12 protein-coding genes are annotated in these 14694 nt (G+C 39.1%); 2 read left to right on the top strand and 10 right to left on the bottom strand.

Annotated features, from left to right (window positions below; genetic code table 11):
- Positions 1–4: 4 nt before the first annotated feature.
- Genes ACS5PU_RS09075 through ACS5PU_RS09065 form a run of 3 tightly spaced genes read right to left on the bottom strand, consistent with a single transcriptional unit; the run spans position 5 to position 3035 of the window.
- Positions 5–1084, bottom strand: coding sequence for an HlyD family secretion protein (locus ACS5PU_RS09075; protein WP_439458970.1), 1080 nt, complete (start codon positions 1082–1084; stop codon positions 5–7).
- 8 nt (positions 1085–1092) lie between these two features.
- Positions 1093–2412 (bottom strand): TolC family protein, encoded by a 1320-nt coding sequence (locus tag ACS5PU_RS09070; protein ID WP_439458969.1) that lies wholly within the window; start codon positions 2410–2412, stop codon positions 1093–1095.
- Complete coding sequence (locus ACS5PU_RS09065; RefSeq protein WP_439458968.1) at positions 2409–3035, bottom strand: TetR/AcrR family transcriptional regulator; 627 nt, start codon at positions 3033–3035, stop codon at positions 2409–2411. Before ACS5PU_RS09065 ends, ACS5PU_RS09070 begins: the two co-directional genes overlap by 4 nt.
- Positions 3036–3381: 346 nt before the next feature.
- On the opposite strand from ACS5PU_RS09065, the gene ACS5PU_RS09060 reads away from it, so the two are divergent.
- Positions 3382–3567 carry a hypothetical protein gene (locus ACS5PU_RS09060; protein ID WP_124558927.1) on the top strand — a complete coding sequence of 62 codons (186 nt, stop codon included), beginning with the start codon at positions 3382–3384 and terminating at the stop codon, positions 3565–3567.
- A gap of 53 nt (positions 3568–3620) precedes the next feature.
- Positions 3621–4205: a DUF2911 domain-containing protein gene (locus ACS5PU_RS09055; RefSeq protein WP_439458967.1), complete on the top strand. Its 585-nt coding sequence runs from the start codon at positions 3621–3623 to the stop codon at positions 4203–4205.
- Between the two features lie 53 nt (positions 4206–4258).
- Here ACS5PU_RS09055 and ACS5PU_RS09050 read toward each other — a convergent pair whose 3' ends face one another.
- The 7 genes from ACS5PU_RS09050 to ACS5PU_RS09020 form a co-directional block, all read right to left on the bottom strand.
- Entirely contained in the window at positions 4259–4717 is a 459-nt protein-coding gene (locus tag ACS5PU_RS09050) for a hypothetical protein (RefSeq protein ID WP_439458966.1), read from the bottom strand.
- A 165-nt stretch (positions 4718–4882) separates the two neighbouring features.
- Positions 4883–6340 (bottom strand): RagB/SusD family nutrient uptake outer membrane protein, encoded by a 1458-nt coding sequence (locus ACS5PU_RS09045; RefSeq protein WP_439458965.1) that lies wholly within the window; start codon positions 6338–6340, stop codon positions 4883–4885.
- An 11-nt stretch (positions 6341–6351) separates the two neighbouring features.
- Positions 6352–9465 carry a SusC/RagA family TonB-linked outer membrane protein gene (locus tag ACS5PU_RS09040; protein WP_439458964.1) on the bottom strand — a complete coding sequence of 1038 codons (3114 nt, stop codon included), beginning with the start codon at positions 9463–9465 and terminating at the stop codon, positions 6352–6354.
- Positions 9466–9754: 289 nt separating this feature from the next.
- Positions 9755–10621 (bottom strand): helix-turn-helix transcriptional regulator, encoded by an 867-nt coding sequence (locus ACS5PU_RS09035; RefSeq protein WP_439458963.1) that lies wholly within the window; start codon positions 10619–10621, stop codon positions 9755–9757.
- Positions 10622–10625: 4 nt separating this feature from the next.
- A complete protein-coding gene (locus ACS5PU_RS09030; RefSeq protein ID WP_439458962.1) occupies positions 10626–10991 on the bottom strand; it encodes a VOC family protein in 366 nt (121 codons plus the stop codon).
- A gap of 105 nt (positions 10992–11096) precedes the next feature.
- Positions 11097–11723 (bottom strand): response regulator transcription factor, encoded by a 627-nt coding sequence (locus tag ACS5PU_RS09025; RefSeq protein WP_439458961.1) that lies wholly within the window; start codon positions 11721–11723, stop codon positions 11097–11099.
- 33 nt (positions 11724–11756) lie between these two features.
- On the bottom strand, positions 11757–14621 hold the full coding sequence (locus ACS5PU_RS09020) for a ligand-binding sensor domain-containing protein (RefSeq protein WP_439458960.1): 2865 nt from the start codon (positions 14619–14621) through the stop codon (positions 11757–11759).
- Positions 14622–14694 lie beyond the last annotated feature (73 nt).

The following is a 14694-nucleotide window of genomic DNA, read 5'->3' as shown; positions in this document are numbered from 1 at the left end:
AATATTAATTAGTAGAAACTGATGCTTTAACGCTCATTCCTGGACGCAATTTGGCTAACAGCTCTTTTGATGGATGAATTTTAATTTTTACCGGAACACGTTGAACAACTTTTACGAAGTTACCTGTTGCATTATCGGGAGGTAATAAAGATCCTTTTGCACCTGTAATTGGAGAGAAATTGTAAACTTCACCTTCAATTTTTTCATCAGGGTAAGCATCTACTTCGATTTCTACTTTAGAACCGGTTTTGATCTTTTCTAACTGTGTTTCTTTGAAGTTGGCTGTAACATAAATGCTTCCGTCGTTCACTACAGAGAATAATGACTGGCCAGCTTGTACCAACTGTCCTTTTTGCACATTCTTTTTAGAAACAATACCTGTTGCAGGCGATTTGATATCGGTATATGACAATTGAAGTTTTGCAAAATCAATATCGCTTTGGCGCTGACTGATTACCGTGTTGCTAACTGCCAATTGGGACTGTGTAGTACCCACTTGCTTAACCGCAGCATTGTATTGATCTTGTGCACCTTGGTATGCTGCCTGAGCTGCTTGTTTAGCTGCTTCAGCTGCTTCTTTAGATGCTTTTGACTGATCGAAAGCCTGTTGTGTTATCGAACCATCTTTAACCAGGTTGGCGTAACGGTTAAAATCTTTCTGCGCCAAGTTTAATTTAACAATTGCAGCCTGAACATTTGCCCTTGCGGTTTCTACATTTGCCTTTGCAGTACTTGTATTGGCTTGTGTGGCAACAATTTGCGATTGCGCTACACCAACGCCAGCACTTGCTCCTTTTTCTCCAGACTGTGCCTGCTCCAATTTAACCTTATAATCGTTGTCATCAAGCTTAACCAAAATCTGTCCTTCGGTTACATGTGTGTTCTCTTCAAAATTAATATCCTTAACATAACCGCCAACACGGGCAACAACAGGACTGATATCGCCATCAATCTGAGCATCGTCTGTATCTACGTGTTTGCTGTAATAATTCCACTCTACGATACCGAAAACGGCACCTATTACTAGTAAAACACCTAAAATGATGGGTACTACTAAATTCTTTTTTTTCTTTTCAGTTGTCATTGCTGTATTTATTGCGTTATTTTTCCTGTTGATTTTAATAAGGTATAGTAAGCCAGACCAGCGTCTGCTTTTGCTATCTCTAAATTTATTTTTGCTTGGTATAATAATGTTTCGGCGTCGATACGGTCTGTAACAGATGCTACATTGTTTTTATATTTCGAAGCCAATAGTTTATCGTTTTCTGTTGCCTGTGCAATTGAGGTTTCTAAAACCTGGATTTTATTTACCGCAACCTGGTAGCTCTGAAAGTTTTTGTTGATATCTGTTTTTAGCTGATCGGATAAAATATCTTTCTGAATGGTAATTGCACTCTGCTGAATTTTAGCTTCGTTCACTTTATTTTTGTTTGTCCAAAGGTTTCCGAAATTCCAAGAAACCGTTGCGCCCAATGTAATCGGCATTAAGTATTGGTTTGTTGGTGGAATAAAGTTACCGCTTGGGTTAATGTAATATAGGTTTGCCCCTACACCAACTGTAGGTAAAGTATTTGCCTTAATGGTTTTGATGTTGAAACCGGCTACTTTATTCTGTACATCAAGCTGTTTTAATTCTTGGCGGTTAGCCATTGCCAAACCGATATAATCGTTTAAAGAACCAGCTGCTTTTAAACCTGCACTCGGATCGGTAATTTTAACTTCTGTATCTTCTGGTAAGCCTAAAAGGATATCGAGGTTATAGTTAATTACCTTGCGGTTACTCTCAATATCCAGCTGGGTAAGCGTAACATTTGCCTGTTGCAACTGGAAACGCAGCACATCATTTTTGGTAACAATGCCCTGCTCAAAAAAGCGCTGGGCCTGTTTAATCTGTGCAGCAATAGATTCTAAATTCTGATCGACCACTTTCCTGCTCTGCAGTACTTTATACAAAGCGTAATAGGTGTTAATTACCGCGTAGGTAATGTCTTCTTTGCTTTTATCGGCATCTAAACGGGCTACTTCGGCCAATAACTTGGTCGATTCTTTGGCATATTTTAATTTACCGCCTCCGTAAACCAGTTCCTGTACCGCAGCAGTACCTACAAAAGCATCAGCTCTTTTGGGTAAATGTAAAGCTGATCCTCCCCCAGGTAGCTCAAAAGTGCTTGTCGGGATTTCGGCATGGTTGTACATAAAGCTAGCGCTTGCAGTAGGCAGTACATTATCTTTTACGACTTCCAGCTGCGCCACAGCCTGATCAATTTTATTCTGCGAGAGTTTTAAATTTTTACTGTTGGCTATGCCAAGTTCTATTGCTTGATTGATATTTAATTCTTTCGAACTCTGCGCAAACAAAGCCGCCGGAATTAATGATGCCGCAAGCATTAATCTAATTGATTTGGGTATCATTTTTTTGTTGTTAAATAAACTGTTGTTAGGTCTTGTAAGTGAGCAATTGCCCGCTCCTTAATCATTTTTTTATCTTTCGGGTTGTTTAAATCGAAGTTGGAGCACGATATGATCTTGTTCGGCGCAATAACAATATTGGTTATGGTGCCCATAATGGTGGCAATTACCATGCGTACATCAACCTGTTTAAAACTGCCGTCCTCAATGCCACCGGTTATAATGCGGTCGATAAGCTGCATGTTCTGGCTCATGGCATCTTTAATCTTATCGTACATTTCGGGCCTTTGGGTCAGCGAAAGCTCTCTGTGCATCATTTTATGGAATGCAGTGTTGTTGAGAATCCTGTTTACATAACCCTCAATAACCTTGTGGAGTTTCTCTATTGCCGATATCTTATCTTCGTTGATGATTTTTAACTGAGAGGCAAAACCAGCAATCCGCTCGTTCATAATCTCTACAAAAACTCCTTCTTTCGAACCGAAGTAATAATTTATCATTGCCATGTTCGCTCCAGATTCTTTTGCAATCTGGCGGGTAGAAGTACCTTCGTACCCCGTTTCGCAAAACAGCTTTTCTGCTGCTTCGAGTATGGCCTGCCTTTTATCTACTTTTTCTGTTTTCATTTCTTTTTGACAGCACAAAATTAATCAAACGATTGATTAATTTCCAAATGTTTGGATGCTTCTTTTACATTATCTTGATAAAACCCTGTTTTAATTTAAATAATGGCCAAAAATGGTTGTCGAAAAGATTATTATATCAGCTGAAGAAAATATTTTTACTTGTTTTTTCCTTGTTGACCGGCAAATTATAGAAGGCTAAACTTAGCGATGCGCACGCTGTTATTGAGCTTAATGCACCGATTTGTATAACAGATTGACAGAATTGATAATTAATTGGAACATTCGGGCTGAATGACAAATTAAAATTTAAAATAAATATTAACTTTGCCTCCAAATAACAAAAAACATGAGTGTACAAGAAAACAGCAGCAATAATTTTAACTGGTTATATTATGCTTTAGGTTTATTCTTCGGAGTTTTAACTGGAGCAATCATTACGCACAACTATATTTTCGCTTTGTTAGGTGGTGTTTTAGGTTTGTTAACCGCAGGCTTATTTTTAAATGCCATTGTAAAAGGAAGAAAATACTAGTTTCTTTACCATTTATATCCTTATTTAGGGTTAAAAATTTAATTCCACAGCAGATGAAAAACATCTTCATTGTTGTTTTCGCTCTTATATGCTTTGGTGCAAAGGCCCAACAGCCTGCCAGCACAGAGATAAAGTTTCCTGTTGCTGATCCAAGTCCGGCTGATATTGTTTATTTCCCGCTGAATGCCCCAAAGGCAAAAGCTGGAGATTTAACCAAACCGGTGATCAAAATTGTTTACTCCCGTCCACAGAAAAAAGGGCGTGATATTTTTGGTGTATTGGAACAGTTTGGAACGGTTTGGCGTTTTGGCGCCAACGAAAGTACGGAGGTACATTTCTTTAAAAAAGTGAGCATTGGAGGCAAGAAAATCAAAGCGGGTACCTACAGCCTGTTCGCCATCCCGAACAAAGAAACCTGGACCATTATTGTAAATGCCGAAACAGATAAATGGGGTGCTTTTACCTACAACCCCGCAAAAGATGTTGTTAGGGTAAACGTGCCTGTTAAGGCTTTGCCTAAACCGTTAGAGTATTTCTCGTTAACTTTTGTACCGATTAATGGTGGTGCAAACCTGGTTATCGGCTGGGACAGAACATTGGTAGAACTGCCCATTGAATTTAAAGATCCAAATAAATAAAACAACAAATGCCTGGTTTTTACCAGGCATTTGTTGTTTACTGCGGTTGAAATTTAAACCAGTTTTTTAACTTCACTATCGCTGGTAATAAACACTTTATATACTTGAGAAATTTTCCACTCGCCTTCTTTGGTTTTCTCGATGATTACAAAATTTTGTTGGGCACCATCAAATAGTTCGTAATTAATATCTATACGGGCAATCACCAATGCATCTGTTTGCGAAACGATTGTAGAACTGATGTTGCAATCTCTTTGTATAACGCCTTCATTTTTCTTCATTTGGTTTAAAACATCAACAGCTTTATGTTTGATCACCCTTACATCCCTGTTCGATGTAAAAACGGCATCTTCACTTAAAACGGCCTTTAATTTCTTATAGTCAGAATTCATGTAACTGTCCATAAAGTAATTGATAACCGATGTGTGGCTTGCGGTTGGTTTTTCAACAGCCAAAACATTATTTGTGATTGTAATACCTAGTAATAAAATCACCAAAGCTTTTAGTCTCATAACTATCTGTGTTTTTTTATTAAAGATCGAGCAGATTAAAGAATAATAATATGCCGATAACACCATAATTATCAAGTAACTAAAATGTGATAAATAGAAAAAAAGCCCTTTCCAAACCAGTTGAAAAGGGCCGTAAATTCTGAATTAATTCAGCGGGAAAAATAATTAATACCCTGGGTTTTGTTGTGGTTTTAATACCGGATTGGCATCGAGCTCCAATTGCGGGATTGGAGAAACCAACCTATTATCGCCAGACGGGAAATTCACGATTTTCCAATGCACGGTAGACCCTGTTCTGTTCACGCCTTTGTTGGTGCGCAACAGATCAAAAAACTTATGTCCTTCGCCATACAGTTCTTTATTTCGTTCTAACAAAATTTCTTCAATTAAAGCATTACCGGTGTTGGCAGAAACCGCAGTGGCCACACCAGCTCTTTGCTGTATAGCTAGCAGCGCCTGTTTAGCCGCCGGCTCGTTATTAAGCCTTGCCTCAGCTTCTGCTTCGATCAAATACATCTCTGATGAGCGCATCAACACCTGGTTATTCGCAGTAGTTGATGTAAAATCGAATTTATTGATCAAATAACCCTCGCCCCTTCTTCTATAAGCAGCCGTACTCGGTGCTGCAGTTGAACTGCTTTTAACCAAAAACTGTTTTTTACGTTCATCATTGGCGGCAAAAGAATTAAAAAAGTCGTCGGTAACCCTAAAACTAGAATAACCTGAATCGTAAGGGTCATAAAATGATGATACAGCCAAGAAGCCCTGATTATCATCTGTTCTTACACTAATGCCGTAAATCCACTCTGTGGTTGGAGTATTAAATCCGGTTAATAAGGCGGCAGCTGTACTCAACGGTTTTCCGGCACGGGCCAGTTTGGCATAGCGGCTGGCTTCTGCCCAGTTGCCCATATTCAGGTAAACCCTTGCCAACATTCCTTGAATAGCAGCCACATTCATTCTATAAATGTTCGTCCTGCCCGTGGTTGGTAAGTTCACCTCGGCATATTTTAAGTCCTCAATAATGAAAGCATATACATCTTTTACTTTATCCCTTCCAGGAGATGTCTCATCCGGCCCCAACGGTTTCCTTAAAATAGGTACACCGAGTGCTTCAGGATTCACACTATAAGACTGTGCAAACCAACGTACCAACCAAAAGTAAGTATAAGCCCTCAATGCACGGGATTCGGCTAAGTATTCTGTTTTTAAGGCATCGCTTATTGGTGCATCCGGAATATTTACTACAAACTGGTTTGCATTGGAAATTACCTTGTAGCCATACTGCCACCAAGTATAGGCATCGCCATTGTTTACTGTTTCGATAAACTGATACTGGGCTACAAAACGGTTGTAATTTGCGGCACCGCTCACAATCATTACATCGTTTCCTTTAACGTCTGCACTCAATATCATGTTGTTGGTATAGCCCGAAAAGGTAGTTAGGTCGTAAATACCCGTCATTGCAGCCTGTATTTTGGCTGCAGAAGAAAAAGCATCCTTTGCGTTGACCTGCTGCGTTGGCGTTACCTGCAAAAATTCTTTCTTACATGAAGTTGCACCAACTAAAAGCAACAGCACTCCGGTATATATGGCGGTTTTATATGTTTTTATATTTCTCATTTCTTTATCAATTAAAATCCTACATTAAGACCTAGCGTAAATGTTTTAACATTTGGAATATCGTTATCTGTTAAACCGGTAAGTGCCGATTCAGGATCCATTCCTTTATGTTTTGCCAGTGTAAAGGGATTTTCAGCCATCAGATATACCCTTACATTTGATAAATGGATAGATTCTAACCAGTTTCTCTTTAAAGAATAACCCAGTGTGATGTTTTTAACCCGCATAAAAGATCCATCGTAAAGGAAACGTGTTGATTGACTGTTACCTAAATCGGTATTGTTGATTACGAAGCGTGGTACATCAGTAATATCTCCTGGTTTTTGCCAGCTATTGTAATTATCTACTGATAATTGTTTACCAACAGAACCTCCACTATGCATCAGGTTGCCATACAGCGTATCGTAAATTTTAGCTCCTGTAGAAAAATAAGTGAATACGCTCAGGTCAAACTCTTTATATTTCAACGTGTTGTTAAAACCTCCGGTGAATTTTGGCAATGAAGAACCCAAACCGTCATATCTTGTTGCCGTAGACCAGTTTTTAGTGGTAATTTTATTGCCTGTAGCCTGTCCGTTAACAATTTCATCGGTATACCACATTGGCCTGCCATCTGCCGGATCTACACCAGCATATTCGCGCAAGTACCATTGGTATCGATCTTGTCCAACTTTCCATCTTTTCGTACCATCAATCACCTCATTTTGGGTCATTGAATTGATCTTGTTTTTATTTGACGTAATATTGAATGAGATATTCCAATCGAAATCTTTAGTCTTTATCGGGTTTCCGTTCAATAAAATTTCAACACCGTAATTATCCATTGATGCAAGGTTGGTGATCAAATTGTCAAACCCGGTTAATCTGGTAAGTGGTTGATCGAACAATAAACCTTTAGATCCTCTTTTATAATAAGAAGCCTCCCCACTGATTTTACCTTTAAGAAAGGCAAATTCCAAACCAATATCTACGGTTGAGTTTTGTTCCCATCTTAAATTTACATTCTCTAACTGAACATAATTGATGCCTGATTGCCCATCATAGTTTTTACCCAAGCCATATAAGCCCTGAGATGCATAACGGTCAATCCTATCATTGCCCGATGTACCATAACTGGCTCTTAGCTTCAACTCATCAATCCAGTTTACATCTTTCAAGAAATTCTCTTTTCCTATGCGCCATCCGCCGCCAACAGAGTAAAATGTTCCATACTTATTGTCTTTACCAAAAACAGAAGAACCATCTCTTCTTAAACTTCCAGAAAGGTAGTACTTCCCATCATAGTTATATTGTAAACGGGAAAAATATGAAGCAAACCTTTGTTGTGTGTAGTAAGATTCTGTTCTTGATGGCGTTGATGCCGCAATCTGTTCATTTGTACCCGGGAAAGGAAATCCTGTAACCTGCGCATAAGTATAATCACGTTTTGAACGATATGCTTCCTGACCTAATAAAACATCAAAGTTATGTTGATTAAAGGTTCTGTTATAGGTTATTGTATTTTGAAAAGTTACGGTAACATCTTCTTTTGAGTAGCGGTAGGCACGGCCTTTAACACTAAATCCATCGCCATGCTCCATATTGTAGAATTGGCGCTCACGGTTGTTGATATAATCTACCGCAACCATACTTTTTGCCGTAAAATCCCTTAAAAACTTAACTTCTGCAAATGGACTCGTAATTACCCTATTGGTAATGGTATTGTATTCGTTTAATTTGGATAAACCAACTGGATTAAAATCTGGCGTAACTGGATTAATGTAGTTGTAAACCGGATTTCCGGTAGCATCGTATACAATGTTTCCACTCGCATCGCGTACATATAACGGATAAATATTTGCCGTTTGATCGGCAAAGTTTACAGGGTTATCAGAACCTGTGCTTCCTGCCGGGGTATTCTGTTCGGTACGGGCCAAGCTATTGTTGATACCGATTTTTAAGAAATCGGTTACTTCAGAGTTGATATTGAATTTACCAGAATACCGCTTAAAATCTGAACGGATTACGATACCATTTTGTTCAAAATAACCTCCAGAGGTAAAGAATTTTGTTTTATCATTACCACCGCTGGCCGATAGATCTATATTTTTGGTTACCCCTCTGCGCAATACTTCATCGCGCCAATCGGTATCATAAAGTAATGACGCGCCATTAGCCAATACTCCGTTTGCAGTATAAGGATTTGCTGTATTGTAGGGGTTTACCACCAATTTGGCATTGGTTAATCCGTTTGCTGCAGTAGCTGCTGCATCAGGTGTTAAGCCTGCTGCCAAACGCTGTGCATAATAAACATCCCAAAATGTTTTATAGTACTGGGTGGCATCCATTACCTCATGCTTATCAACCGCCTGGTACGAATAGCCGGTGCTTGTGCTTAGGCTTAGTTTGGTTTGCCCTGCTTTACCTTGCTTAGTCGTAATGAGTACAACTCCATTTGCTGCCCTTGATCCGTAAATAGCTGCAGCGGTTGCATCTTTTAATACAGTGATGGAAGCAATATCATTCGGATTAATTGAAGACAGTACATCCGATGTTTGTGCTACATTACTCAAATCTCCGTTGGTAATGGCGATACCATCAACCACATAAAGTGGCGTACTTGAGGCTGTAAAAGAGCCTACCCCACGAATGCGGACAGTAGAAGTTGCACCCGGCTGGCCAGATACACTGGTTACCTGTACACCCGCAGCAGCTCCCTGTAAAGCTTTCTCGAAAGAAGTAATAGGACGGTCTTTCAAAACATCGCCATCAATTACTGATGCTGAACCCGTAAAATTTTCCTTCTTTATCGTTCCATAACCAATAATCATTACATCCTGGAGGTTTTTAGCTGATGATACCAGGCGGATGGTAATTGTTTCGCCGGTAATTTTAACTTCCTGCTCAGTGTAGCCTACGTAACTTAAAATTAAAGCTTCTGCGTTTGCAGGTGCCGAAATGGAAAAGGTTCCCTGCCCTGTGGTTTGGGTTACCTGTGTGGTACCTTTTATTTTAATTGATACGCCTGGCAATGGCAAGCCATCGTCCGCATCAACCACCTTTCCGGTTATGGTCTTATTCTGCGCCAGGGCATTAAAATAAGACAAAACCGTAACCATAAAAATCAATAGTAATTTTTGTTTCATGTTTGGAAATAAATAGTTAGTAATTAATTAGTTCTTTAGTTTTCAGCAAATACGCACGAAACCAAATCAATTAGCAATTTAGGTGCTATGGAAATCCTAAAATGTGCGAAAATCACCATTTTCGATTGTGGAGGGGCTTAAACGCAAAAAAGCAAACGCCAATCCTGGCCGCTTGCTTTTTTAATCATTATTAACCTAAACAGGAAAAAACTTCTACAAATTGTCCTGCAAGAGCTTCAAAAATAGTTTCAACTGCCTACACAAAATATGCAAGAATCACTATTTATCATTAATTCAACCTACTCTTTTTATACTTTAAAGGGGTAATGTTGAATGTGTTTTTAAATAACCTAATGAATGAACTTGGGCACTCAAAACCCACCAAACCCACAATTTCATTCAGCGAATAAGACGTGGTTTGCAGCAGCATTTTAGCGCGGTTTAACCTTAGCTGCATTAAAAACTGATAAGGACTTATTTCGTAGGCCTCTTTAAAGGTTCTGAGCAAATGGTTAACCGATAAACAGGCCTGCTCGGCAATATGCTCTAGGCTGATGTTCTGGTTGTAATTGCTGCTGATGAACTCTTTGGCCAGTGTTAACCTTTTCAAAACCTCTTCACGGGTTTTGGTTTTGATAAAGCTCAGCCTGCCCAGTTTCTGTACTACTTCCTTATCGTAAATTTTATAATAGTTTAAAAGGCAATGGTACATGTACTCGTTAATCAGCATTTCATTGTTTAAGCCCTTATCCAGTTGTTTTTTTAAGTGCAATACGTTAAAGCGCATATCGCCGGTAAAGGGATAAAGCGATTCGATAAACGCAGGTATTTCGCCGGCTTCCTTTCCATCGAGCAGGTTTTCGTCGCTGCTGGAAAAACTATGATGAAAATCTTTAATAAAATTTTCACCAAATGATACTGAAAATGTGTTTACCGGGTTTATAGAATCTATTTTACTGCAAAAGTTGGTGCCGGCATTTACAATGGCAAAGGTATCTGGGTATATGCGAAACTTCCTTTTGTTGATTTCGCAGTTTTCGCTTCCGTTAAAAACAAATTTAATGGTGTAAGCATCGTTCTGTTGCTCGTACAGTGCTTCGCAGGTGCTTTCGCTTACAATCTTATTTCTGTTGCTCAGTTCTTTTACGTACCTCATGGCCTTAATCCTCATTATAGTTACGTTGTTCCAAAATGGTAAAATCGTTGCCGTATGGATCAGAAAATTCGATGCTTAAACCCTCGTTCAGGTAAGATGGTGTTTTTTTAAAAACCACTCCTCTCGATTTTAACCGGCAATAATCTTCTAAGCAATCATCGCTGGTTAATAAAATTTTATTGGTTTGGTTCTGATGTTTGTGTTCGGTTAGGAAAAGATTGGTGTCTTGATCTATTTTAACCAGTATCCCTTTTTCTTTGCCAGAGATGGTGGTGCTTTCAGTAAGCATCCCTAAACAATTGGTGTAGAAAGCATCTGCATCATTTAGTTGCTTAACTTGCACGTAAAAGAATTTTGCAGATTGGCTCATAACCCTGTTTAATTGTATGATGTAAAATTAAACTGAAATTGAGCTGGAAGGATCACCCAAAAAGGGTGATTTTAGCATTATTTTTTACCGAAAATGTGTTATTGCTTAAATAAAGCGTTTTTCTTTTGCGGTTTTTATGGCATCCGATTTAGAATTTACATCGAGTTTGATGTAAATATTTTTAACATGGCTCCTTACGGTTTCCTGATCGATAAAAAGATCGTTCGCTATCTGCGATTTCGTTTGCCCATTTGCAATCCGGTCCAATATTTCGGTTTCGCGTTTGGTTAATGGCGAATCGAGGTTTTTCTGAAAAGAATGCATCACAATCCTCGCCACATTGGTACTCATTGCACCGCCTCCGGTACTTACTTCTTTAACGGCATCGATAATTTTAGCCGCACTCGAATTTTTGGTCAGGTAACCGCCTGCGCCCATGGTTAAAGCTTCAAAAACAAGTTCTGGCGAATCGAAAACGGTTAAAATAATAATATTGGTATGCGGAAGGGCTTTCTTAATGAATGGCAGGGCCTGCAGACCGTTTGTACCGGGCATTTGTATATCCAGTAAAATTACATCGGGCTGGTCGGCCGTTAACTGTTTCTTGGCCAGATCGTAAGATGCGTACGAATTCACGACCGAAAATTCTGCAACATCGGTTAACAACGATTCATAGCCCATCCTTAAAATGTCGTCATCTTCTATCAAAACAATTCGTAAATGCTGGCTCATAAGTGTCAATTTTATTATTAGATGGTTTTTGTGCTATTTTGTAACAGGAATCCGCGTAGAAATTGTTGTTGTGGTACCTTTTCCTTTTATTGATGAGATTTCGAAGGTAGATTTTATGCGCTTGCACCTGGTTTGGATGTTGTTTAAGCCCCTTCCCCTTTCTACAGATTCGAGATCGAAGCCTTCACCATCATCCGAGGTTAAGATATTAATGGTATTATGCTCGGTTTCTATCACCATAATCAGTACCTGTTTCGCTTTGGCATGTTTTAAAACATTGTTGAGCATTTCTTTAAAAATAAGGGTTAAGTTGCGGTTAAACTCCATTGATAAATGCAGTTTCTGGTATTTGCTCAATACCCCTTCCATTTTAAATTCAATACCGGTATTCTGAAAAAGGTCTATTCCGAAATTTTTAATGTGCACCAAAATTTCAAACAGGTTATCGCTGTGCGGATCTAGAGCCCAAAGGATATCTTTTGTTCCGGTATAAAGCAGTCCGGCATTTTCCCTGATCAGTCGGATCAGCTCTTTCTGCTCAGTTGCCGATCCATCTACTTTTTTATCCAAAATCTCTGATAATACATTAATCCGCGTTAGCTTGTTGCCAATATCATCGTGAAAATCTTCTGCGGTTTGCTTCCTGATTTTTTCCTGTTCTTTCAGTTTTAGTTTTTCATAACGGTGCTTTTTGCGTTCTCTGGTTTTAAAAATCAGGTAAAAAATCAGCCAGATTAGGAAAATGATGACCAAAAATGCAAAAACCTTAAATAAAACAGTATCGTAATACGGCGGAACAATGGTAAAACTAAACTGTTCTATATTGGATTGTTGGCCATTGGCAATGGCATACACCTGAAAAGTATAACTTCCGGGCCTAATGGCCGAATATTCGATTTCAGTATTGGGCACAGGCTTGCTAAAATCGTTATCCGCACCCACTAGCTTATACCGATATTGTACACTTTCGGGATTGGTAAGATAAACGCCCTTAAAGCTAATGGAAATGTGGTTTTGACTGTAGTTAAGTTTATAAAACCGGTCGCCCCTTCCGTTCAGATTTATGGCAAGATCTTTAGTCCGGTCATTTCTATGAAAAACATTTACCTGCTGGATGTGGATAAACGGATTCTTTTTGTTTTCGCCCGGCACATTGGTTTTGCACTGGATCAAGCCCGTAATCGTGCCCACTAATATGCTGTTTCTGTAATTTATAATGGCGTTCTGGTTGCACTCAACAATTAGGGGGTGATCTCTAAAAACCACATAACTTTTTTGCTTTGCATCATAAGTAAGTTTATTAATGCCACGGCCCGTACCTGCCCAAAGGTTATTCTGGTTATCGGCCGCTAAGCTGTAAATATCGTTAGAGTTTAAGCCGTTGGCCACAACATAACGTTTAATGGCCTTGGTTTTTATGTTCCAGGTTACAATTCCATCGCCCAATGTAGCAAAAACCAGGTTTTCGCCATGTTTAACAATGCTTAACACAAATACATTGCTAAGTGAAGGGATTTTAAAGCTCCTATCTACTTTTTTATTTTTGATGAGCGTAATGCCATTTGATGTACCCAGCAGAAGGCTATCTTTACTTAAAGGATATACACAGGACGAATACCCGTCAAAACCAGTAATTCTTTCTGTTTTTCCATCTTTTAAATAGGTCGAATAAATTGGCCCGTTTATCCATATCCCGCCTTCGGCATCCTCTACAATCGAACTGTTATCGTAACGGTCGGGCTTTAAAACCTGCGTAAACGCCCTGCCATTATACTTCCATATGCCATTTCCGTAAACCGAAATCCAGATGTTTTTTGCCCTATCGGCGTACACAAAGTAGATTTTTTTATCGGCAATGGCCGGCAGGTTAATGTGTGTTACATTTTTGCCATCGTATTTAAAAACACCCTTATTGAAAGTTCCAAACCAGAGGTTATCGTTTTTATCGGCCGCAATACCACTTATGGAGAAAGCGATATTCTGCTTTTTAAATTTATTGTACCGGATAAAAGCGTCACCCTCATACTTGTAAATGCCATCGCTAAAGCAAGATAACCAGATGTTATTCTCCGCATCGCTGAAAATTTCATCCACCTGGTTATCACTTAAACCATTTTCGCCGTTGAGGTTAATAATGGTACCGTTTTTATTGATGAGATAAGCGCCCTTTTCGCTACCCACCCACATATTCCCTTTACTATCCTGTTCTATGGAATAGTAGGTATCAATGTCCGGATTTTGAAAAAACAAGGTTGCTTTGTGGCCTTCCAGTACATAAACGCCACTGCGGTAGGTTAACAGATAAATTTTACCGGCAACGGTTTTATCAAAAAGAATTTCCTTAATGGATAGGTTATTGAGCGGATTGGGCAGTGCGTGGTAAAGCGACCATTGGTTATTTTTGAGCTGATAAATCCCCTTTCCAAATACCAGGGCATAAAGGTTTCCGTGGTGATCGGCTTTTAAGGTGTAGATGCTTTTATTTTCGAAAGGGTAAAAAACCAGTTTACCCTTTTCAATTTTAAAAAGCTTGCGCGAAGTTAGGCCCCAAACGGTTCCTTTTTTATCTTTAACCAGATGTGTTACCTCCCGACCTGAAAACAGGGTGCTGATTTTGCCTTTTTTTAGCACATTGATACCCATTTCGGTACCGAAAAGCATCTGGCCATCGTTATCTTCTACAATACTGTTTACCGAGTTAGAACCTAAACCGTCGGCCTTACTGTAAGAGGTAAATTCTTTTCCGTCGAAATTGCTCACCCCACCAAAAGTTCCAAGCCAAAGCGTTCTGTCTTTTGCCTGATAAATGACCATTACCTGTGATTGTGGCAGGCCGTCTTTTAAACTGTAATTGGTGAAGTTATAGCTCTGGGCAGATAGCCTGAGGCTAAAAAGCAAAATGAAAGAAATTATGAAATTTATCCTGATTATAGACAGTTTACTGCACATGTAATACAAAATAAGCATAATT

It is taken from the genome of Pedobacter sp. GSP4 (genome assembly GCF_051857575.1).
In the GTDB taxonomy this organism is placed as follows: Bacteria; Bacteroidota; Bacteroidia; order Sphingobacteriales; family Sphingobacteriaceae; genus Pedobacter.
The sequence above is the reverse complement of the archived record's forward strand: the minus strand, read 5'-3'. Positions and strand labels throughout refer to the sequence as shown.

What these genes read in the sequence shown, in the direction of transcription:
- ACS5PU_RS09075 (WP_439458970.1), bottom strand. Translation starts at nt 1,084, where the DNA reads ATGACAACTGAAAAGAAAAAAAAGAATTTAGTAGTACCCATCATTTTA.
- ACS5PU_RS09070 (WP_439458969.1), bottom strand. Translation starts at nt 2,412, where the DNA reads ATGATACCCAAATCAATTAGATTAATGCTTGCGGCATCATTAATTCCG.
- ACS5PU_RS09065 (WP_439458968.1), bottom strand. Translation starts at nt 3,035, where the DNA reads ATGAAAACAGAAAAAGTAGATAAAAGGCAGGCCATACTCGAAGCAGCA.
- ACS5PU_RS09060 (WP_124558927.1), top strand. Translation starts at nt 3,382, where the DNA reads ATGAGTGTACAAGAAAACAGCAGCAATAATTTTAACTGGTTATATTAT.
- ACS5PU_RS09055 (WP_439458967.1), top strand. Translation starts at nt 3,621, where the DNA reads ATGAAAAACATCTTCATTGTTGTTTTCGCTCTTATATGCTTTGGTGCA.
- ACS5PU_RS09050 (WP_439458966.1), bottom strand. Translation starts at nt 4,717, where the DNA reads ATGAGACTAAAAGCTTTGGTGATTTTATTACTAGGTATTACAATCACA.
- ACS5PU_RS09045 (WP_439458965.1), bottom strand. Translation starts at nt 6,340, where the DNA reads ATGAGAAATATAAAAACATATAAAACCGCCATATATACCGGAGTGCTG.
- ACS5PU_RS09040 (WP_439458964.1), bottom strand. Translation starts at nt 9,465, where the DNA reads ATGAAACAAAAATTACTATTGATTTTTATGGTTACGGTTTTGTCTTAT.
- ACS5PU_RS09035 (WP_439458963.1), bottom strand. Translation starts at nt 10,621, where the DNA reads ATGAGGTACGTAAAAGAACTGAGCAACAGAAATAAGATTGTAAGCGAA.
- ACS5PU_RS09030 (WP_439458962.1), bottom strand. Translation starts at nt 10,991, where the DNA reads ATGAGCCAATCTGCAAAATTCTTTTACGTGCAAGTTAAGCAACTAAAT.
- ACS5PU_RS09025 (WP_439458961.1), bottom strand. Translation starts at nt 11,723, where the DNA reads ATGAGCCAGCATTTACGAATTGTTTTGATAGAAGATGACGACATTTTA.